This window comes from Streptomyces sp. NPDC006739 (assembly GCF_042869815.1).
GTDB lineage: Bacteria > Actinomycetota > Actinomycetes > Streptomycetales > Streptomycetaceae > Streptomyces.
The window spans coordinates 233,808-253,235 of record NZ_JBIAGM010000002.1 but is presented as its reverse complement, the minus strand read 5'-3'; the positions used below and the strand labels follow the sequence as shown (position 1 = coordinate 253,235).

Annotated in this window: 18 protein-coding genes; 13 read left to right on the top strand and 5 right to left on the bottom strand. The window is 72.9% G+C overall.

The features are described from left to right. Nucleotides 1-9: 9 nt before the first annotated feature. Complete coding sequence (gene polA, locus ACFYMM_RS04550; RefSeq protein ID WP_388383758.1) at nucleotides 10-2,733, top strand: DNA polymerase I; 2,724 nt, start codon at nucleotides 10-12, stop codon at nucleotides 2,731-2,733. A gap of 538 nt (nucleotides 2,734-3,271) precedes the next feature. Continuing rightward, nucleotides 3,272-3,700: a hypothetical protein gene (locus ACFYMM_RS04545; RefSeq protein WP_388383756.1), complete on the top strand. Its 429-nt coding sequence runs from the start codon at nucleotides 3,272-3,274 to the stop codon at nucleotides 3,698-3,700. Here the strand turns inward: ACFYMM_RS04545 and ACFYMM_RS04540 are convergent. After that, nucleotides 3,609-4,475, bottom strand: coding sequence for a DUF4184 family protein (locus ACFYMM_RS04540; protein WP_388383754.1), 867 nt, complete (start codon nucleotides 4,473-4,475; stop codon nucleotides 3,609-3,611). The genes ACFYMM_RS04545 and ACFYMM_RS04540 overlap by 92 nt on opposite strands. A gap of 336 nt (nucleotides 4,476-4,811) precedes the next feature. Between ACFYMM_RS04540 and ACFYMM_RS04535 the strand changes: the two genes are divergently transcribed. The 3 genes from ACFYMM_RS04535 to ACFYMM_RS04525 all read left to right on the top strand — a co-directional run bounded on the left by ACFYMM_RS04535 (nucleotide 4,812) and on the right by ACFYMM_RS04525 (nucleotide 7,855). Beyond that, on the top strand, nucleotides 4,812-6,560 hold the full coding sequence (locus ACFYMM_RS04535) for a lytic murein transglycosylase (RefSeq protein WP_388383752.1): 1,749 nt from the start codon (nucleotides 4,812-4,814) through the stop codon (nucleotides 6,558-6,560). Nucleotides 6,561-6,700: 140 nt separating this feature from the next. Beyond that, nucleotides 6,701-6,835 (top strand): SPW_0924 family protein, encoded by a 135-nt coding sequence (locus ACFYMM_RS04530; protein WP_388383750.1) that lies wholly within the window; start codon nucleotides 6,701-6,703, stop codon nucleotides 6,833-6,835. 27 nt (nucleotides 6,836-6,862) lie between these two features. Next, the gene (locus ACFYMM_RS04525; RefSeq protein WP_388383748.1) at nucleotides 6,863-7,855 is read left to right on the top strand and encodes a DUF3068 domain-containing protein; all 993 of its coding nucleotides are present in this window, start codon (nucleotides 6,863-6,865) and stop codon (nucleotides 7,853-7,855) included. Here the strand turns inward: ACFYMM_RS04525 and hrpB are convergent. Further along, entirely contained in the window at nucleotides 7,845-10,376 is a 2,532-nt protein-coding gene (hrpB, locus tag ACFYMM_RS04520; RefSeq protein WP_388383745.1) for an ATP-dependent helicase HrpB, read from the bottom strand. The genes ACFYMM_RS04525 and hrpB overlap by 11 nt on opposite strands. Nucleotides 10,377-10,415: 39 nt before the next feature. Further along, nucleotides 10,416-11,264, bottom strand: coding sequence for a class I SAM-dependent methyltransferase (locus tag ACFYMM_RS04515; RefSeq protein ID WP_388383743.1), 849 nt, complete (start codon nucleotides 11,262-11,264; stop codon nucleotides 10,416-10,418). Between the two features lie 329 nt (nucleotides 11,265-11,593). On the opposite strand from ACFYMM_RS04515, the gene rpsA reads away from it, so the two are divergent. The 4 genes from rpsA to ACFYMM_RS04495 all read left to right on the top strand — a co-directional run bounded on the left by rpsA (nucleotide 11,594) and on the right by ACFYMM_RS04495 (nucleotide 15,395). Next, nucleotides 11,594-13,087, top strand: a complete 1,494-nt coding sequence (gene rpsA / locus ACFYMM_RS04510) for a 30S ribosomal protein S1 (protein WP_388383740.1) — start codon at nucleotides 11,594-11,596, stop codon at nucleotides 13,085-13,087. A 247-nt stretch (nucleotides 13,088-13,334) separates the two neighbouring features. Further along, on the top strand, nucleotides 13,335-14,273 hold the full coding sequence (locus ACFYMM_RS04505; RefSeq protein ID WP_388383738.1) for a PAC2 family protein: 939 nt from the start codon (nucleotides 13,335-13,337) through the stop codon (nucleotides 14,271-14,273). An 88-nt stretch (nucleotides 14,274-14,361) separates the two neighbouring features. Further along, entirely contained in the window at nucleotides 14,362-14,961 is a 600-nt protein-coding gene (gene coaE, locus ACFYMM_RS04500) for a dephospho-CoA kinase (RefSeq protein WP_388383736.1), read from the top strand. A gap of 50 nt (nucleotides 14,962-15,011) precedes the next feature. After that, nucleotides 15,012-15,395 carry a tetratricopeptide repeat protein gene (locus ACFYMM_RS04495; RefSeq protein WP_388383733.1) on the top strand — a complete coding sequence of 128 codons (384 nt, stop codon included), beginning with the start codon at nucleotides 15,012-15,014 and terminating at the stop codon, nucleotides 15,393-15,395. A gap of 25 nt (nucleotides 15,396-15,420) precedes the next feature. Here ACFYMM_RS04495 and ACFYMM_RS04490 read toward each other — a convergent pair whose 3' ends face one another. Further along, complete coding sequence (locus ACFYMM_RS04490; protein WP_388383731.1) at nucleotides 15,421-15,735, bottom strand: DUF6343 family protein; 315 nt, start codon at nucleotides 15,733-15,735, stop codon at nucleotides 15,421-15,423. Nucleotides 15,736-15,799: 64 nt separating this feature from the next. Here ACFYMM_RS04490 and ACFYMM_RS04485 point away from each other — a divergent pair, with 64 nt between their 5' ends. The 3 genes from ACFYMM_RS04485 (at nucleotide 15,800) to ACFYMM_RS04475 (ending at nucleotide 17,992) form a co-directional block, all read left to right on the top strand. Then, a complete protein-coding gene (locus tag ACFYMM_RS04485; protein ID WP_388383728.1) occupies nucleotides 15,800-16,711 on the top strand; it encodes an acyltransferase domain-containing protein in 912 nt (303 codons plus the stop codon). 74 nt (nucleotides 16,712-16,785) lie between these two features. Continuing rightward, nucleotides 16,786-17,466: a class I SAM-dependent methyltransferase gene (locus tag ACFYMM_RS04480; RefSeq protein WP_388384498.1), complete on the top strand. Its 681-nt coding sequence runs from the start codon at nucleotides 16,786-16,788 to the stop codon at nucleotides 17,464-17,466. 79 nt (nucleotides 17,467-17,545) lie between these two features. Continuing rightward, nucleotides 17,546-17,992: a DoxX family protein gene (locus tag ACFYMM_RS04475; protein ID WP_388383726.1), complete on the top strand. Its 447-nt coding sequence runs from the start codon at nucleotides 17,546-17,548 to the stop codon at nucleotides 17,990-17,992. A 34-nt stretch (nucleotides 17,993-18,026) separates the two neighbouring features. Here the strand turns inward: ACFYMM_RS04475 and ACFYMM_RS04470 are convergent, their stop codons facing one another. Then, on the bottom strand, nucleotides 18,027-18,587 hold the full coding sequence (locus ACFYMM_RS04470) for an RNA-binding S4 domain-containing protein (RefSeq protein ID WP_388383724.1): 561 nt from the start codon (nucleotides 18,585-18,587) through the stop codon (nucleotides 18,027-18,029). A 104-nt stretch (nucleotides 18,588-18,691) separates the two neighbouring features. On the opposite strand from ACFYMM_RS04470, the gene ACFYMM_RS04465 reads away from it, so the two are divergent. After that, nucleotides 18,692-19,426, top strand: a complete 735-nt coding sequence (locus ACFYMM_RS04465) for a uracil-DNA glycosylase (RefSeq protein WP_388384496.1) — start codon at nucleotides 18,692-18,694, stop codon at nucleotides 19,424-19,426. Nucleotides 19,427-19,428: the final 2 nt, after the last annotated feature.

Genomic DNA, 19,428 nt, shown 5'->3' with positions numbered 1-19,428 from the left:
ATCGGGGACGTGGCAGATTCAGCATCGAAGAAGACCGACAAGAACCCCGGCGGCCGTCCCCGGCTGATGCTCATGGACGGGCACTCGCTGGCCTACCGCGCGTTCTTCGCGCTGCCCGCGGAGAATTTCACGACCGCGACCGGCCAGCCGACGAACGCGATCTACGGCTTCGCGTCGATGCTGGCCAACACCCTGCGTGACGAGGCGCCCACGCACTTCGCGGTGGCCTTCGACGTCTCCCGCAAGACCTGGCGCTCCGAGGAGTTCACGGAGTACAAGGCGAACCGCTCCAAGACCCCGGACGAGTTCAAGGGGCAGGTCGAACTGATCGGCGAGCTGCTCGACGGGATGCACGCCCAGCGCTTCGCCGTGGAGGGGTACGAGGCGGACGACATCATCGCCACCCTCGCCACCCAGGCCGAGGCCGAGGGCTTCGAGGTGCTGATCGTCACCGGCGACCGAGACTCCTTCCAGCTGGTCAGCGAGCACACCACGGTGCTGTATCCGACGAAGGGCGTCTCGGAGCTGACCCGGTTCACCCCGGAGAAGGTTTTCGAGAAGTACGGATTGACGCCCGCCCAGTACCCGGACTTCGCGGCGCTGCGCGGCGACCCGTCCGACAACCTGCCCGGCATCCCCGGGGTCGGCGAGAAGACGGCCGCGAAGTGGATCAACCAGTTCGGTTCCTTCGCCGAGTTGGTCGAGCGCGTCGACGAGGTCAAGGGCAAGGCCGGGCAGAACCTCCGCGACCATCTGGAGGCGGTCAAGCTCAACCGCCGGCTCACCGAGCTGGAGCGCCGGGTCGAGCTGCCGAAGGCGGTCGCCGACCTGGAGCGCGCGGCCTACGACCGCAAGGCGGTCGCGATGATCCTGGACACCCTGGAGATCCGCAACCCGTCCCTGCGGGAGCGGCTCTTCGCCGTCGACCCGGGCGCCGAGGAGGCGGAGGCCACGCCGGTCAGCACGGACGGCGTCCAGCTGGACGGCACGGTCCTCGGTGCGGGCGAGCTGGCCCCGTGGCTCGCGCGGCACGGCACGCGCACGCTCGGCGTGGCCACCGTGGACGCCTGGGCCCTGGGCGCCGGCTCGGTCGCCGAGGTGGCGCTGGCCGCGGCCGACGGCGCGGCCGCCTGGTTCGACCCGTCCGAGCTGGACGAGGCCGACGAGAACGCGTTCGCGGCCTGGCTGGCCGACGCCTCCCGGCCCAAGGTCCTGCACAACGCCAAGGGCGCCATGCGGGTCTTCGCCGAGCACGGCTGGAGCGTCGAGGGCGTCGGCATGGACACCGCGCTGGCCGCCTACCTGGTCAAGCCGGGCCGCCGCTCCTTCGACCTGGACGCGCTGTCCCTGGAGTACCTGCACCGGGAGCTGGCGCCCGCCGCGACGGCCGACGGCCAGCTGGCCTTCGGCGCGGACGACGGCGCCGAGGCCGAGGCCCTGATGATCCAGGCTCGCGCGGTCCTCGACCTGGGCGAGGCCTTCGAGGGCCGCTTGCGGGAGGTGGGCGCGACGGACCTGCTGCGGGACGTGGAGCTGCCCACCTCCGTGCTGCTGGCCCGCATGGAGCGGCACGGCATCGCGGCCGACAGGCCCCATCTCGAAGCCATGGAACAGATGTTCGCCGGTGCGGTGCAGCAGGCCGTGAAGGAGGCGCACGCGGCGGCCGGGCACGAGTTCAACCTGGGCTCGCCCAAGCAGCTCCAGGAGGTCCTCTTCGGCGAGCTGGCCCTGCCCAGGACCAAGAAGACCAAGACCGGCTACACCACCGACGCCGACGCCCTGGCCTGGCTCGCCACCCAGACCGACAACGAACTGCCGGTGATCATGCTCCGCCACCGCGAGCAGGCGAAGCTGCGGGTCACGGTCGAGGGCCTGATCAAGACGGTCGCGGGCGACGGCCGGATCCACACCACCTTCAACCAGACGGTGGCCGCGACCGGCCGCCTGTCCTCCACCGACCCCAACCTCCAGAACATCCCCGTCCGCACGGACGAGGGCCGCGCCATCCGACGCGGCTTCGTCGTCGGTGAGGGCTTCGAGTCCCTGATGACCGCGGACTACAGCCAGATCGAACTGCGCGTGATGGCCCACCTCTCCGAGGACGCGGGCCTGATCGAGGCGTTCACCTCCGGCGAGGACCTGCACACCACGGCGGCCTCCCAGGTGTTCGGCGTCGAGCCCGCCGCCGTGGACGCGGAGATGCGCCGCAAGATCAAGGCGATGTCGTACGGCCTCGCGTACGGCCTGTCGGCGTTCGGCCTGTCCCAGCAGCTGAACATCGACGCGGGGGAGGCCCGCGCCCTGATGGACGCCTACTTCGAGCGTTTCGGCGGCGTCCGGGACTATCTGCGCCGGGCGGTCGACGAGGCCCGGGCCACGGGCTACACGGCGACGCTCTTCGGCCGGCGCCGCTACCTGCCCGACCTCAACAGCGACAACCGCCAGCGCCGCGAGGCGGCCGAGCGCATGGCGCTGAACGCGCCCATCCAGGGCACGGCGGCCGACATCGTCAAGATCGCCATGCTCAAGGTGGACGAGGCCCTGCGCGAGGCCGGCCTCAAGTCCCGCATGCTCCTCCAGGTCCACGACGAGATCGTCCTGGAGATCGCCCCGGGCGAGCGTGCGGCCACGGAGGAACTCGTCCGCCGGGAAATGGCTGCCGCCGTCCACCTGAGGGCCCCCCTGGACGTATCGGTGGGCGTGGGCCCGGACTGGGAATCGGCCGCGCACTAGTCTCCGACGGCTGGGCAGGGGGGTGCGTGCCGGCGGCCGGTGGTGCCGGGGGTCCCGGGGCGGGAGTTGTCCTGGGGTGCTCGGGGCCTGCGGCGCCGCCCGGGGTGCGCGCCGCTGCGGGTGCGGGTCCTGCGGACCGCCTCCGCTGACAGTCGTCGTGCCTGCGCGCTCTCGCCGCTGCGGTGGTGTCGTGCACGGCTCGCGTGGTCGCCTGCGCCGTGGCTGCGGGGGTGGGGGTGGTGTCTGCGGGCCCCCGCCGTCCCTGCGGGTGCGGTGCCTGCGTGGCCGGCGCCACTTCGGTTGCCGTGCCCGGCCGCAGTGGTCACGGCGCGCGGCCGCTCCGGCGCCCGCGCGCAGCGGCCGCAGTGGTCACGGCGTCCGCGCAACGGCCTCCGCGGGAGGAACCCCGCCGCCGCTCCGGGCAACCATCCGCGACTCCCGCCACGGCAGACCCCCCCGGCCCGAGCCCGCAGGGGCCTTTCACTCCGGTAGCCCCCGTCAGAACGCCCCCCGGCCTCCCGGCCGCAAGGATGCGGGCATGGGTATACGCATGCTCCACCGCTGGACGCCCGCGGCGGGAACCCCGGCCCGGGCGGACGCCGCCTCGGCCCCGTCCGTCCCGTCCTCGCCGGTCCCGGCCTTCGCGGCCGACGCAAGCACCGCCCGCATCCCGACCGACCTGGTGGCGGTCGCACGCCGGACGGCGACGCGCCTCAGACACCGGTTCACCGCCCGAGTCACCCGGGTGGGCCGGGCGGCCGGCGCCCCTCTCCGGGGCCGCTGGACCGACCTGGTCCGCGGCTACCTCGCGCTGCTCCTCGCCGCGATCCCGAGAACCCGACCCCCGCGCACCATCACCGTCTTCGTGGCGTCCCTCACCGAGCGGCCGTCCGGCCCCGGCCCTCACCGACCGCCCCGCCGAAACCGCCAGGGCCGCCAGGACCCTGGGCGGGGCGCCACACCCTGACCGCCACGGCGTACAGCAGCAGCCCGGGGACCAGCCCCGCGCCCGCGCCGAAGCACACCGTGGGCACCAGGTCCCAGGGCTTGGCCGTCGCGCCCCAGTAGGCCCACCACGTCGTCGCCCGCTCCACCGCCCCGGCCACCGCGCAGCCACCGATCACCGCACCGGCCCACCACCGGTCCCCTACCGACAGCACGGGCACCCCCACCGGCTCGGCGACCGGAGCCCGGCGTAGCGCGCGGACCACGAAGACGGCGACCACCACCGCGCCCACCACCGAACTGCCGTACTGCAGCCACGAGAAGACCGGCATTCCCGCCAGCTCCCGGCCGAGGCCCGGCACCACCCGCGACCCCCACCGGTCGTGATGCGTGAACGCGTCCCACACCACATGCGTCAGCGCCCCGAGCGACGCCGAGACGTACCACCACGCCACCGCATCCGGCCGCACGCGCGCGCGGGGCGCCCCACAGCGCAGCAGGACCGCCGGCCGCCCCTGCCGGGCCCGGGGCGCCAGCGCCACCAGGGGCTCACGCACCAGCAGCCACAGCCCCACCAGCGTCCAGGAGATGAGCACGTCGACGGTGAACACCCCGGCGAACGAGTGCGTGACGTCCCCGAACGCCATCCCGCCCGGCAGGACACTCGCCGCGTAATAGGGCATGTCGGGGGAGAACGAACCGGCGACGAGCGCCGCCGTGCGCAGTCCGCCCCGGCCGGTCCCGTCCCCGCGCACGGCGGGCAGCACGGCGGCCGCATGGCTGAGCGTGAACGGCAACGGGTCCCCCTGGAGCGGCAGTCGGCCGTATCGCCGAAGCGGTGATCACTCCCGTCAAGTATGCGTGACGGGCAAGGGCGACAAGCCTGTGCGGCCGCCATGGCGACGGCACATGGCCAACCGGTGAAATCCGGGCACCAACGGGTGCCCGCGCAAAGCAAGTTGTCGTAGGGTCGCCTGGGCTGCCGTGCCGGGCGCACGGTCGGAACACGGAGCACGGGAGTCGAAAAGCGGAACGGGGGCAACCACAGCACCGGGTCAACCGTCACAACAGGACGAGGCAGGCAGCAGGCACGCGGAGCAGGGCGCTCCGGCGTCCACGGGAGGTTTCACTCTATGGCGGCGCATTTCGGCAGGCGGTTGCGCAAGGGGGCGGCGACGACCGCCGTGGCCGCGGCGGCGGTCGCGGCTCTCTCCGCGTCCCAGGCTCCGGGAGTGACGGCCGAAGACCACGGCAGACAGGCCGCCGCCGGTGCCGCCACCCCCGCCCCGGGCGCCGGCTCCGACGGCAGCGCCACCGGAAACTCGCCGTACTACACGGACCTCCCGCCGCTCAACAGCCCCAGTCCCAGCCCCAGCCCCTCCCCGACCGCGGGCACCCCGGCCGCGCCGGGCGCGAGCGAGGCGGGCATCCCCGCGACCGTCCTCGACGCCTACAAGAAGGCCGCGGCCGAGCTGCGCGACTCCAAGCCCGGCTGCAACCTGCCCTGGCAGCTGCTCGCCGCCATCGGCGAGGTCGAGTCGGGCCAGGCCCGCGGCGGCCGGGTCGACGCCAACGGCACCACCCTCACCCCGATCCTCGGCCCAGTCCTCGACGGCAACGGCTTCGCCCTCATCAAGGACACCGACGGCGGCAGGTACGACGGCAACAGCACGTACGACCAGGCCGTCGGCCCGATGCAGTTCATCCCCTCCACCTGGGCCTGGGCCGGCCGGGACGGCAACGGTGACGGCAAGAAGGACCCCAACAACGTCTACGACGCCGCGCTCGCGGCCGGTCACTACCTGTGCCGCGGCAACTGGAACCTGTCCGTCCAGGCCGACCTGCACAGCGCGATCCTCAGCTACAACGGCTCGCAGGACTACCTGAACACCGTCCTGTCCTGGCTGGAGTACTACCGCAAGGGCACCCACTCCGTGCCCGACGGCACCGGCAGCCTGCCCTCGGGCCGCAGCGACAGTCACACCGGCGGCTCCCCGTCGCCGTCCGGGCCGGCGAAGACGACGCCGGCCCCCAGGCCGAGCGAACCCGGCAAGCCGGGCAAGCCGGGCAGCGGCCCGAGCCCCGCCCCGCCCACGCCGGGCAAGCCGTCGCCGCCGGCCCCCACTCCGCCGCCCACCCCCGCGCCCACGCCCACCGACACCGTCGACCACCTGGCGGACGCGGGCACCGCCAAGCTCACCGCGATGGCCGGCGACACGTTCACGAAGAAGATCAGCACGCGCGCCGAGACCAAGACCGGCAAGGCCGTCGGCAAGGTCAGGATCCGGTTCACCATCACCGGGGACACCGACGCCACCTTCACCGGCGGCGAGACCGTCGCCATGATCGTCACCGACGGCAAGGGCGTGGCGGTCGCGCCGGCGCTCCAGGCGGGTGAGAAGACCGGTGACTTCACCGTCCACGCCGCCGTCGTGGGCCGCGCGGTGACCGGCGTCGACTACACGGCGACCGTCACGGCGCGCGCCGCCGACACCCTCTCCCGCACCAGCGACACCCCGCTGACCTGTACCCCGGGCGGCGAGTTCGCCGACCAGGTCGAGGTGAAGGCCACGTACAAGGGGGCCGTCGCGGACAAGGTCGCGGCCACCGCCACCCTGATCAAGTCGGCCGACGACGCCACCGAGAACGACAAGGGCCCCTACTTCAAGGACGCCGACGGCAAGACCGTACGCACCCTGACCGGCCTGCAGACGGACGCCGACGGCCTGCTCAAGCTGCCCAAGCTGTACGCGGACGACACCACCGGCACCTTCCTGCTCCGCATCACGACCACCGGTGGCGCGACGCTCACCGTCGAACTGACCGTCGCCGCTGCCGGCCCCTCCGCCGGGCCCAGCCCGTCGCCGAGCCCCACGGCGTAGCCCCCGGCTCTTCCCAGGGCGCCCCTCCGCTCCGGCGGGCGGGCGCCCTCGTGCGTGTGCTACGTGTTCTCATCTCGGCCGGCCGTTGCTACCGTGCCAAAACTGACGACCTATCAGGAACCGTCCGCCGGGAGGCCCGCATGCGCGCCCTGATCGCCGCCGCGACCGGTCTCGCCCTCGCGCTCGCCGTCGTCCTCACCCTCAGCGCCATGGGCTCCCCGACGGGCCGGACGTCCCCCAAGCCGCTGCTGACCACGGTGCCCGCGCACCCGTAGTCGCACCCCTACGGGAAGGAGGCGGAGATGCGCCGCAAGGCCAGTCTGGTCCTGCTCGCCTGCGCCGTGTTCTGCGCGGCGCTGTCCCCGCTGCTGCGCTGGTACGCCTTTCCCCGCCTGGCCAGGATCCCGGCCGGCCAGTACCAGGCGATGGTCCTGGAGGCGAAGGACGCCACCCTCCTCGACTACGGCACCATGCGGGCCAGGAGGGTCTCCAAGGTCACCATCGTGCAGACCCTCAAGGGCGACGTGGAGGCCGCCAGGGAGATCGGGCAGGCGACGGGCCGGGGCGTGGTGGTCTGGGACGGTCTGTCCTACGTCCAGGGCCCCGACGGCAAGATGGTCTCCGAGATCCCCGAGCGCTACATCTTCGACGCCCACAGCCAGGCCCCCGTCCACGCGACCGGCGAGATGGTCGACGGCGACCCCGTCAAGCGGACCGGCATCGAGTTCAAGTGGCCCTTCCTCACCCAGAAACGCGACTACGAGTACTTCGACGCCCAGACCCGGACCACCAACCCCATCCACTACGGCGGAACCCGGACGTTCCGCGGCCTGAAGGTCTACTACTTCGAGCAGACCATCCCCTGGACCAGGGTCGGCATGCCGAAGACCATGCCCGTCAAGGGCATCACCCCCGAGACGGTCGCCAGGACCGGCACCACCCGCTGGTACACCACGGTCCGCAGGTTCTGGGTCGAGCCCGTCACCGGAGCGCCCGTGTACGGCGAGGAGACCCACCGGGAGGAACTGCGCGGCGGCACCCTGCTCGGCGGCCGGCCCCGGGTCACGGCGTTCGCCGGAGACGTCAAGATGCGCGAGGACTACATCGAGCACACCGTCGCCCTGGTCAAGCACAACCGCACCCTCGTCCTGCTGCTGACCTCGTACCTGCCCTGGGGCTTCCTGGTCCTCGGCGTCCTGCTGCTGTCGCTCTCCCTCTGGCTGGAGGCGCGCGGCCGCCGCCCCGAGGACCCGGCACCCGTGGAGACGGCGGAACCCGAACCGGTCAGCGCCTGAGCCGGGCGTTGGTGTGCCGGGTGGGCTCGGCGGTGGCCGGGTCCTCCGGCCACGGATGCTTCGGGTACCGCCCGCGCAGCTCCGCCCGAACGCCCCGGTAGCCGTCCCTCCAGAAGGAGGCGAGGTCGGCCGTGACGGCGGCGGGCCGCCCGGCGGGGGAGAGGAGATGGACCAGCAGCGGCACCCCCGCCACGGCCGGCGTCTCCCGGGCCCCGAACATCTCCTGCAACTTCACCGCGAGCACGGGCCGCTCGGGATCGCCGTAGTCGATCCGGATTCTGGACCCACTCGGTACGGCCATCCGCTCCGGGGCCAGCTCGTCCAGCCGGGCCGCGTCACCGCTCGCCCAGGGCAGCAGCCGCGCCAGCGCCTGCCCGGCGTCGATCCGCGCGAGATCGGCCCGGCGCCGGGCCCGGCTCAGTTCGGGCTCCAGCCATTCGTCCACGCGCGCGTACAGCGCCTCGTCGGACACGTCCGGCCACGGCTCCCCGAGCCGCGCGCGCAGGAAGGCCAGCCGCTGCCGGAGCACGCCGCCTTCGGCCGGCCACCGCAACAGCCCGAGCCCCTCGCGCCGCAGCCCTTCCACGAGCGCCTCGCGCACGGCGGCCGGGCCGGGGTTCTTCAGGGGCCGTACCGCCAGCTCGACGGCCCCGAGCCGCTCGACCCGCCGCGCGACGACGTCCCCGTCGGCCCAGCGCACCTCGTCCCCTTCCTCGAGGAACGACCCGGCGGCGCGCCGGGCGACGTCCTCGTCGACGACTGCGCCGAGCCGTACGCGCGCGTGCCCCTTGCCGAGCGGCCGGTCGGCGACGGCGACGGCGATCCAGGGCGAGCCGTGCAGCGGCGACCCCTCGGCAAGCTCCGCCCGCGTCCCGGACACCATGAGGTACGACCCGCCGTCCAGCTTCGCGACCCGCTCCGGGAAGGCGAGCGCGGCCACGATCCCGGCGACGGTGTCATCGGTGCCGCCCGCTCCGGCCCCGACGACGCCGTCCCGCCGGGAGCCACGGGCCGGCGCGGGGGAGGGCTCCCCGACGGCGGCCCGCAGTCGGCGTACCTCGGCCCGCCACCGCCCCGCGTAGGCGTCATCCCCGTGCCGGGCGCGCCGCACGGCGCCGGCGAGATCGTCCCCGTACTCCCGGGGCACCTCCTCGGAGAGCAGGGCGACCACCTCGGCACCGGTACCGGCGCCGGAGACGTCGAGCAGTGCCCGCCCGAGCCGGGGGTGCAACCCCAACCGGGCCAGCCGCACGCCGCGTTCGGTGGCCCGGCCGAGAGAGTCCACCGCTCCCACGGCCGCCAGAACCCCCCGAGCCGCCGCCATCGCACCTCCCGGCGGCGGATCCAGCAGTGCCAGCCCGGAGGCCTCCGGATCCCCCCAGCAGGCCGCCTGAAGGGCGAACGCGGTCAGATCGGCCAGTCGGATCTCCGGCGACGGAAAACGCGGCAGACGCGCGTCCTCGGCCTCCGACCAGCACCGGTACACCGCACCCGGCGCCTCACGTCCGGCCCGCCCGGCCCGTTGCCGCCCGGCCGCCTGCGACGCCCGCACCGTCGCCAGCGCGCTCAGCCCGCGCGCGTGGTCCACCCGCGGCTCCCGCGCCAGACCCGAGTCGACCACCACCCGCACCCCGGGCACCGTCAGCGACGACTCCGCCACGGACGTGGCCAGCACCACCCGGCGCCGCGCACCGGGCGCCAGCACCGCGTCCTGGACGGCCGCCGGTGCCCGCCCGTGCACCTGGAGCACCTCGATCCCGCCGAGGTCCCCCAGCTGACCGGCCACGCGCGCGATCTCGCCCACGCCCGGCAGGAAACACAGCACGTCCCCCGGCCGTTCGGCCAGCGCACGCCGCACCACCGACGCCACGTGCGTGAGCAGCGCCGGATCGACCCGCATGCCGTGCGGCGGCCGTACCGGACGCGCCGGCGGCGCCCAGACCACCTCGACGCCGTACGCGTCACCCCGCGCCTCCACCACCGGCGCGCCGCCCAGCAGCCGCGCCCAGCCCTCGGCGTCCGTGGTCGCCGAGGCGGCCACCAGCCGCAGCTCCGGCCGCAGCGTCCCGCGCACGTCCCACAGGAACGCGGCCGCCGTGTCGGCGTCCAGATGCCGTTCGTGGCACTCGTCGAGGACCACCACGTCGACGCCGGGCAACTCCTGGTCGCGCTGCAGCCGCTGCAGCAGCACACCGGTCGTCACGACCTCCACGCGCGTGCGGCTCCCGACCACCCGCTCGCCACGCACGGTGTAGCCGACGCTCCCGCCCGCCTTCTCGCCCAGCAGCCACGCCATCCGCCGGGCCGCCGCCCGCACCGCGATCCGCCGCGGCTCGGCCACCAGCACCCGCCGCGCGGCCCCGCCCCCGGCCAGCCCGGCCAGCACGAGCGGCACCAGCGTGGTCTTGCCGGTGCCGGGCGGCGCCACCAGGACGGCGGTGCCGTGCCCCTCCAGGGCCTCGGCCAGGGCGGGCAGGGCGGCGCCTACGGGCAGCGCGTCCAGGGCGTCGTAACGGATCACGCCCCCAGTGTCGTACGACGTCCGGCGCGGCCGGTCCCCTCAGTCCCGCTCGCAGACGAAGATCGCAGTCCCGGGGATCAGGTTCCCGCGCAGCGGCGACCAGCCGCCCCACTCCGAGGTGTTCCAGGCCGGCCACTCCGGCTCCACCAGGTCGACCAGCCGGAAACCCGAGGACACGACGTCCCGGACGCGGTCGCCGATCGTCCGGTGGTGCTCGACGTACACCGCGCGGCCGTCGTCGTCCTGCTCCACGTACGGCGTGCGGTCGAAGTACGACGCCGCCACCGAGAGCCCCTCGGGGCCGGGCTCGTCCGGGAACGCCCAGCGGACCGGGTGCGTCACCGAGAAGACGAAGCGCCCGCCCGGCCGCAGCACGCGCCGCACCTCCCGCAGCACCAGCCGCGGATCGGCCACGAACGGCAGCGCGCCGTACGCGGAGCAGGCCAGGTCGAACGAGCCGTCCGCGAAGGGCAGCGCGCCGGCGTCCGCACAGATCAGGGGAAACGATCCGCCGATGCGCAGCGCGTGCTGGAGCTGGCGGTGCGAGAGGTCCAGGGCCACCGGCAGCGCCCCCTGGGCGGCCAGCCAGCGCGCGCACTGGGCCGCGCCCGCGCCGATCTCCAGCACGGCCCGGCCCTTCAGCTCCTCGGGCGGACCGAGCAGCTCGGCCTCGACCTCGTCCAGGCCCTCGGGGCACCACACGAAGCGGTCGTCGCCGAGGAACGTGCCGTGCTCGACCTGGTACTCGTCCGCGTTGCGGTCCCACCAGCCCCGGTTGGCCCTGGAACTCTCGGTGACATCCGCCGCACGCCGGGTGGCTTCCGGTTCGGACGCTTCGGACTCTTGGATGATCGGCTCCCTCGTCGTACTCTTCCGTGCATCCCTCACGGGGCGACACGGAAGGGATCCCGCAGGCCTGCTTCGGCCTCGCGGGACGATTCTTGTGCCGGGTATGCGGCGATCCGCCCCGGGTGTGCGCCTTCGCGCATTGACCCTGCCCGGCTGCCCCCGTATGCTACAAGTTGCGCTGCGGGCCTGCGCACCTCAGACGTAGCAGGCTGCGCTCGCATCTGTTGTATGTCCCCTCGGTTGTCGAGGCGTCATCACCGGTTCCCGGTGAGGCGCTTCCTTGGCTGTCCGGCTTCTTCAGAGCGAAACGGGCTCCCGGCGTAAGCAGTACCTACGACTTCAATGTCCGTACCGGAGCCCTTTCCCACATGACGAGCAGCACCGAGACCACCGCCACCACCCCGCAGGTAGCGGTCAACGACATCGGTAACGAGGAAGCCTTCCTCGCCGCGATCGACGAGACGATCAAGTACTTCAACGACGGCGACATCGTCGACGGCGTCATCGTGAAGGTCGACCGGGACGAGGTCCTGCTCGACATCGGTTACAAGACCGAAGGTGTCATCCCGAGCCGCGAGCTCTCGATCAAGCACGACGTCGACCCGAACGAGGTCGTCGCCGTCGGTGACGAGATCGAGGCCCTCGTCCTCCAGAAGGAGGACAAGGAAGGCCGCCTGATCCTCTCGAAGAAGCGCGCCCAGTACGAGCGTGCCTGGGGCACCATCGAGAAGATCAAGGAAGAGGACGGCATCGTCACCGGTACCGTCATCGAGGTCGTCAAGGGTGGTCTCATCCTCGACATCGGCCTCCGCGGCTTCCTGCCGGCCTCCCTGGTCGAGATGCGCCGCGTCCGCGACCTCCAGCCCTACGTGGGCAAGGAGCTCGAGGCGAAGATCATCGAGCTGGACAAGAACCGCAACAACGTGGTCCTGTCCCGCCGTGCCTGGCTGGAGCAGACCCAGTCCGAGGTCCGCCAGACGTTCCTCACGACCCTCCAGAAGGGTCAGGTCCGCTCCGGTGTGGTCTCCTCGATCGTCAACTTCGGTGCCTTCGTGGACCTGGGTGGCGTCGACGGTCTGGTCCACGTCTCCGAGCTGTCCTGGAAGCACATCGACCACCCCTCCGAGGTGGTCGAGGTCGGCCAGGAGGTCACCGTCGAGGTCCTCGACGTCGACATGGACCGCGAGCGTGTCTCCCTGTCGCTGAAGGCGACCCAGGAAGACCCGTGGCAGCAGTTCGCCCGGACCCACCAGATCGGCCAGGTCGTCCCGGGCAAGGTCACCAAGCTGGTTCCGTTCGGTGCGTTCGTCCGCGTGGACGAGGGCATCGAGGGTCTGGTCCACATCTCCGAGCTGGCCGAGCGCCACGTGGAGATCCCGGAGCAGGTCGTCCAGGTCAACGACGAGATCTTCGTCAAGGTCATCGACATCGACCTCGAGCGTCGTCGCATCAGCCTCTCGCTGAAGCAGGCCAACGAGTCCTTCGGTGCCGACCCGGCGTCGGTCGAGTTCGACCCGACCCTGTACGGCATGGCTGCCTCGTACGACGACCAGGGCAACTACATCTACCCCGAGGGCTTCGACCCCGAGACCAACGACTGGCTCGAGGGCTACGAGAAGCAGCGCGAGGAGTGGGAGCGCCAGTACGCCGAGGCGCAGACCCGCTTCGAGCAGCACCAGCAGCAGGTCATCAAGTCCCGCGAGGCGGACGCCCAGGCCGCTGCCGAGGGTGGCGAGGCCGCCGCTCCGGCCGCGTCCGGCGGCGGTTCGTACTCCTCCGAGGGCGCCGACACGTCCGGCGCGCTGGCCTCGGACGAGGCCCTGGCGGCCCTGCGCGAGAAGCTGGCCGGCGGCCAGAGCTGAACACCGCCGGCTGAGGCTTAGCCGGTAGACGAGGGCCCGCACCCATCAGGGTGCGGGCCCTCGGTGCGTTGTCCCACCGGGATCTGCCGACCCGGTGCTGACGGGCCGTAAGCGCCCCCCCGCCACAGGTGACTTCGGAACACCTGCCATGAAAAGCCGCTGAGAGAAGGCTGATCAGGGGGCCGGGCGGGAATGCCCACGCTCCGGGCCGCGTTGTCCACTAGGAACACGAGGAGGAGCGGTCACAGTGCTTGATCCGCAGGGTTTGTACGCATGGGAGCCGAACGGGCTGGCCGTCGTCGACATGGCGCTCGCCCAGGAGTCGGCCGGTCTTGTCATGCTCTACCACTTCGACGGATACATCGACGCGGGTGAGACCGGCGACCAGATCGTCGAACGGCTCCTCGACTCACTGCCCCACCAGCTCGTCGCCCGGTTCGACCACGACCGGCTCGTGGACTACCGGGCCCGCCGCCCGCTGCTGACGTTCAAGCGCGACCGCTGGACCGAGTACGAGGTGCCGGCCATCGAGGTCCACCTCGTCCAGGACGCCACCGGAGCCCCCTTCCTGCTGCTGTCCGGGCCCGAACCGGACGTGGAGTGGGAGCGCTTCGCGGCCGCCGTACGGCAGATCGTGGAGCGGCTCGGCGTCCGCCTGTCCGTGAACTTCCACGGCATCCCCATGGGCGTCCCGCACACCCGCCCGGTGGGTCTCACGCCGCACGGCAACCGCACCGACCTGATCCCGGGCCACCGCAGCCCCTTCGACGAGGCCCAGGTCCCCGGCAGCGCCGAGTCACTGGTGGAGTACCGCCTCATGGAGGCGGGCCAGGACGTCCTGGGCGTCGCCGCGCACGTCCCGCACTACATCGCCCGCTCGCCGTACCCGGACGCGGCACTGACCGTCCTGGAGGCCATCACGGCCGCCACCGGTCTGGTCCTGCCGGGCGTCGCGCACGCCCTGCGCACGGACGCGCACCGCACGCAGACGGAGATCGACCGACAGATCCAGGAGGGCGACGAGGAGCTGACCGCCCTCGTCCAGGGCCTCGAGCACCAGTACGACGCGGCCGCGGGTGCCGAGAGCCGGGGCAACATGCTCGCCGAGCCGGTGGACATCCCGTCGGCGGACGAGATCGGCCTGGAGTTCGAGCGGTTCCTGGCCGAGCGAGAGGGAGAGAACTAGGGCGCGCGGCCCGCGGCGGTGTCCGTGGAGGCGCCTGTCCGTGGCCCTGTCAGTGGCCCTGTCAGTGGCAGGGCCTAAGCTTCCGCTCATGCTGACAGTGGGCCTGACCGGTGGCATCGGCGCCGGCAAGAGCGAGGTGTCCCGGCTGCTCGTGGAGCACGGGGCCGTGCTGATCGACGCCGACCGCATCGCCCGCGAGGTCGTCGCGCCCGGTACGCCGGGTCTCGCGGCCGTCGTCGAGGCCTTCGGCACCGGGGTGCTCGCCCCGGACGGCAGCCTGGACCGGCCCCGACTCGGCGCCGTCGTCTTCGCCGACCCCGCGAAGCTGGCCGTCCTGAACTCGATCGTGCACCCCCTGGTGGGCGCCCGCTCCCGCGAACTGGAGAACGCCGCCGCCGAGGACGCCGTGGTCGTCCACGACGTCCCCCTGCTCACGGAGAACAGCCTGGCCCCGCTCTACGACGTCGTGGTCGTCATCGACGCGAGCCCCGAGACCCAGCTCGACCGGCTGGTGCGGCTGCGGGGCATGACCGAGGAGGACGCCCGCGCGCGCATGGCCGCGCAGGCGTCCCGCGACGAACGCCTGGCGATCGCGGACATCGTGATCGACAACGACGTACCCCTGGAGACACTGGAGCGGCGCGTCGACGAGGTGTGGGACGACCTCGTCCGCAGAACGCAGGAATAGCCGCCCTCCGCCGAGGCGTTGAACCGCTCCAGTGAGGGAAGGACTGTGCCGTGCCCGACGAGACCAGCGGTTCCACCGGACGTACTCCGGAGACCCATGTCATCGACTTCCGTGCCGCTGAGCAGCTGCTCAGCGCACGTGATCCGCAGGGCGCGGTGAAGCTGCTCGACTCGGTGATCGCCGCTCACCCGGAGAACACCGCCGCGCGCCTGCTGCGCGCGCGGGCCTTCTTCGCCGCCGCGCAACTTCGGCCCGCCGAGCTGGAGTTCACCATCGTCCTGGAGCGCGAGCCGGACAACGCCTTCGCCCACTTCGCGCTCGCCCGCACCTATGAACGCCAGGGCCGCTCCGACCAGGCCAAGCGCCACTTCCGGCTGGCCGCCGCGCTGGACCCGAACCCTCAGTACCTGAAGGCCGCGCGCTTCGACTCCTGACCGGGCGCTTCCCGGTCTGCCCGGTTCACGTGGGGCGGTGCCGCGGTGGCCGCCGGTACGACGGAGGCCGCCGGCGGGGCGGGCCGCTCTCCGCCGGCGCGTACGGCGGCACGTCCGGGCCGGGCTGGTAGTGCGGGCCCTGCCGCCGGTGCCGCAGGACCACGGCCATGTCGACGAGGGCCACCAGCCACAGCACCCCGCAGGCCGCGGCCCAGCCGGGGCGCCCGGCCAGCACGAACGCCGCCGTACCGAAGATCGCCCACATCAGGCCCCACAAGCTCAGCCAGAACCGCGCCCGCAGCGCGCTGCGCGCGGTCCTCGGCTCACTGCCTGTACGCATCGGATCACCGTCCTCCTTGCAACGTACTCTTCGACCGGGACGTTCACCAAAGGGGGACCACACCGTGCTGCCGGACGCCGACGACCTGCCCGAACTGCTCCTCGACCTCGCCGTGCCGCACGAGGACATCAACGAACTGGTCGCCCTGCTGCCCGCCGTCACGGGCGACGCGGAGACGGCACGGATCCTGGAGAGCTGCGTCGAGGATCTGGTGCGGGGCCTGGACGAGCCCGGCCGCACGGCACGGCTCGACGAGCTGCTCGCGGACGCGCCGCCCGCGCTGGCCGGGCACCTCCCCGTCTACGTCTTCCTCGCCGCCCTCCCGCACACGCTCGCTCACCACCGCGGGCGCGGCATTCCGCCCGAAGTGTCCCGGCGCACCCTCGCCGACCTGGGGCGTCACATCGCCGTGCACCGCAGGCGGCACGGCAGGACCGGGCTGCCCGCGCCGGGCTGGCTGGCCCGCCACTTCCGCGGGGAGCTGTACCAGCTGGGGCGGCTCCAGTTCGAGCGGGCCCGGCTGGGGCAGCGCACGGCAGCGGCGATCGCGGCGGCAGGGTGGGACGTGGTGCCCGGCACCCCCTGTCTGAACCTGCACATCCCCGACTTCCACGGGCCGCTGACCCCGTCCGCCTGCGACCGCTCGCTGGCGCTGGCCCGGGAGTTCTTCGCCCGGCACTTCCCCGAGGAACACCCGGTGGCCGCCCTCTGCCACTCCTGGCTGCTCGACCCGCAGCTGAGGAGGTACCTGCCCGCCCACTCGAACATCGTCCGCTTCCAGGAACGGTTCAGCGTCGCCCGCGAGGACACGGAACCCTCGGACACCGAGCCCGTCCAGTTCGTCTTCGGCGATCCGGACCTGCCGGTGGCGGAGCTGCCGCGCCGCACGTCCGTGGAACGGGCCGTCGGGGACCACCTGCGGGCGGGAGGACACTGGTACATCGGGCACGGATGGTTCCCGTTCCCGGCCGGATGACTCGAAGGAGTGAACCGACGCGGCGCGGGAACGGGCGTGCGGTGGCGGGCCGTTGTTCGGGCATGACGGTTGAAATGCGTGAGGGGTACGAGGGAACGGGACCCGGTGCGATCACTCCGGACGGCTGCGCGGTCGAGCTGTACTCGCGGCTGCCGGTGGGCGACGAGCCGGACATCATCGCCGCCGCGGTGCCGGCCGGCGCCCGCATCCTGGAGCTGGGCAGCGGGGTCGGACGCATGACCCACCCGCTGCTGGAGCGGGGCTTCACGGTCACGGCGGTGGACGAGTCCGCGGAGATGCTGCGGCGCGTCCGGGGCGCGCGCACCATATGCAGCCCTATCGAGGACCTCGACCTGGGCGAGACGTTCGACGTGGTGCTGCTCGCGTCGTTCCTGGTGCACGCCGGGGACGTGCGAGTGCGCCAGGGCCTGCTGCGCACCTGCGCCCGGCATGTGGCCGACGGCGGCAGCGTGCTCATCCAGCGAGAAGGGGAGGACTACCACACCGACCTTCCGCGCGAGCGGGTCGACCCCAGCGGTTTCACCGTGCGGATGGTCTCGGCGGAGCCCGTCGGGGACGGCGTGAACTCGGTGCGCGCCGAGTACGTGTTTCCGGACGCGGTCTGGACGCAGACCTTCCTGGCCCGTCCGCTGAGCAGGGAACAGTTCGAGCAGGCGCTGGCGGAGGCGGGACTGGAGGTGGACGCGTATCTGACCCCGGACCGGGTGTGGGTGAGAGCGGTCGCGATGGGGTGAGGGACACCGATGAGTTCTCGGCGCGGCTCCGGTCTACCTCCATGACAGCAACCGGGACCGTTCCACACAGGAGAACCCCATGTCCGAGACCACCGCCCCCACCACCTCCGTCGCCACCGCCGCGGTCACCGTGTCCGCGCGGGGCCGCCGGGCCCGGACCGCCCTGCGCGTGGTGCAGGTGCTGCTCGCCCTCTTCTACGGGCTCGCGAGTGCCCTGCCCAAGCTGATCGCGAACAGCTCGGCCGTCGAGTCGTTCGACAAGATCGGCTGGGGCAGCGCGGGCATGTACACCATCGGTGTCCTCGAACTGGCCGGAGCCATGGCCCTGTTGATCCCGGTGCTGCAGTCCGTGGCGGCCATGGCGCTGAGCGCGCTGATGGTGGGGGCGTTCATAGTCCAGCTGACCGTCTTCGACGGTCAGTACGCGGCGACACCCCTGATCCTCATCGTGCCACTGGCCCTGATCGCCTGGACCAGGCGCGACCACAACAGGCAGTTGCTGCGGGTGATACGCGGCCGGGCGTGATCCGCCGGGTGCGTTCCCGAGGGGCGGCGCCGGGTCACTTCCCCTCGGGCCGTCCCCCGAACCCGAGGCCGCCCATGCTCCGCAGCCGTTCCAGCTCGCGGCGGTCGCGCTTGGTGGGGCGGCCGGCACCGCGGTCGCGGACACCGGCGGGGGCCACGATGTCGCGGGGCGGGGGCGGAGGCGAGTTGTCGATGTAGCACTGGGCGGCCACGGGGGCGCCGACCCGCTTGCGGATCAGGCGTTTGACGATGACGACGCGTTCCCGGCCCTCCTGCCGCACCCGGACCTCGTCGCCGACGCGCACGGAATAGGCCGGCTTCACCCGCTCGCCGTTCACATGGACGTGCCCGCCACGGCAGGCGGTGGCGCCCAGGGAGCGGGTCTTGATGAGGCGCACGGCCCAGATCCAGCTGTCGATACGCACGGTCTCGCCGTTCGCCGGCCCCGCGGCTTCGGCGGCGGCCACCGCGGCGGCGATCTTCGGGTCGAGGGCCTCGGCCGCACCGGCCTCGCCGCCCGCACCGGCCGCGCCGGCACCGTCGGCGGTGGCGCCGGTCTCGCGGGGCCTGTTCTCGACCGCATCCTCGGAAGCCATGCTCCCGACCTTAGCTCTTCGGGCCGGGTGAGCCGGACGGGTTTTCCGAGGGCGGGGCGCGCCGGGCCTACGGTGGTCGTATGGGCGGTGATGTGAGGGGGGACATGGGCGGCGAAGGGGACGGCCGTACGGGGCCCGGCCGGGGTGACGGCAGCGGTCTCGCCCGGCTGGACGGGCGGGTGACGGGCTGCCGGGCCTGCCCGCGGCTGGTCGGCTGGCGGGAGGAGGTGGCGCGGACGAAGCGGGCCGCTTTCGCCGACTGGACGTACTGGGGCCGCCCGGTGCCCGGCTTCGGACCGGCCGACGCCCGTCTGCTGATCATCGGTCTGGCCCCCGCCGCGCACGGCGGCAACCGCACCGGCCGCATGTTCACCGGGGACCGGTCCGGAGACGTGCTCTACCAGGCGCTGTACGACCTCGGGCTCGCCTCGCAGCCCACCTCCGTCAGCGCCGACGACGGACTGGAACTGCGCGGTGTGCGGGTCACCTCGCCGGTGCACTGCGCGCCGCCCGCGAACAAACCGACCCCCGAGGAGCGGAACACCTGCCGTCCCTGGCTGGTGCAGGAGTTGAGACTGCTGCGTCCGACCCTGCGGGCCGCCGTCGTCCTCGGCGCCTTCGGCTGGCAGGCCGCGCTGCCCGCCTTCGCCGAGGCGGGCTGGGCCGTGCCCCGGCCCCGGCCGGCCTTCGGGCACGGCAGCCGGGTGGCGCTGGACGGCCTGGACCTGTTCGGCTGCTTCCATGTCAGCCAGCGCAACACCTTCACCGGCCGTCTCACCCCCGAGATGCTGCGGGAGGTGCTCGGCACGGCCGCGCGGGCGGCACACCTCCGGCAATGAGG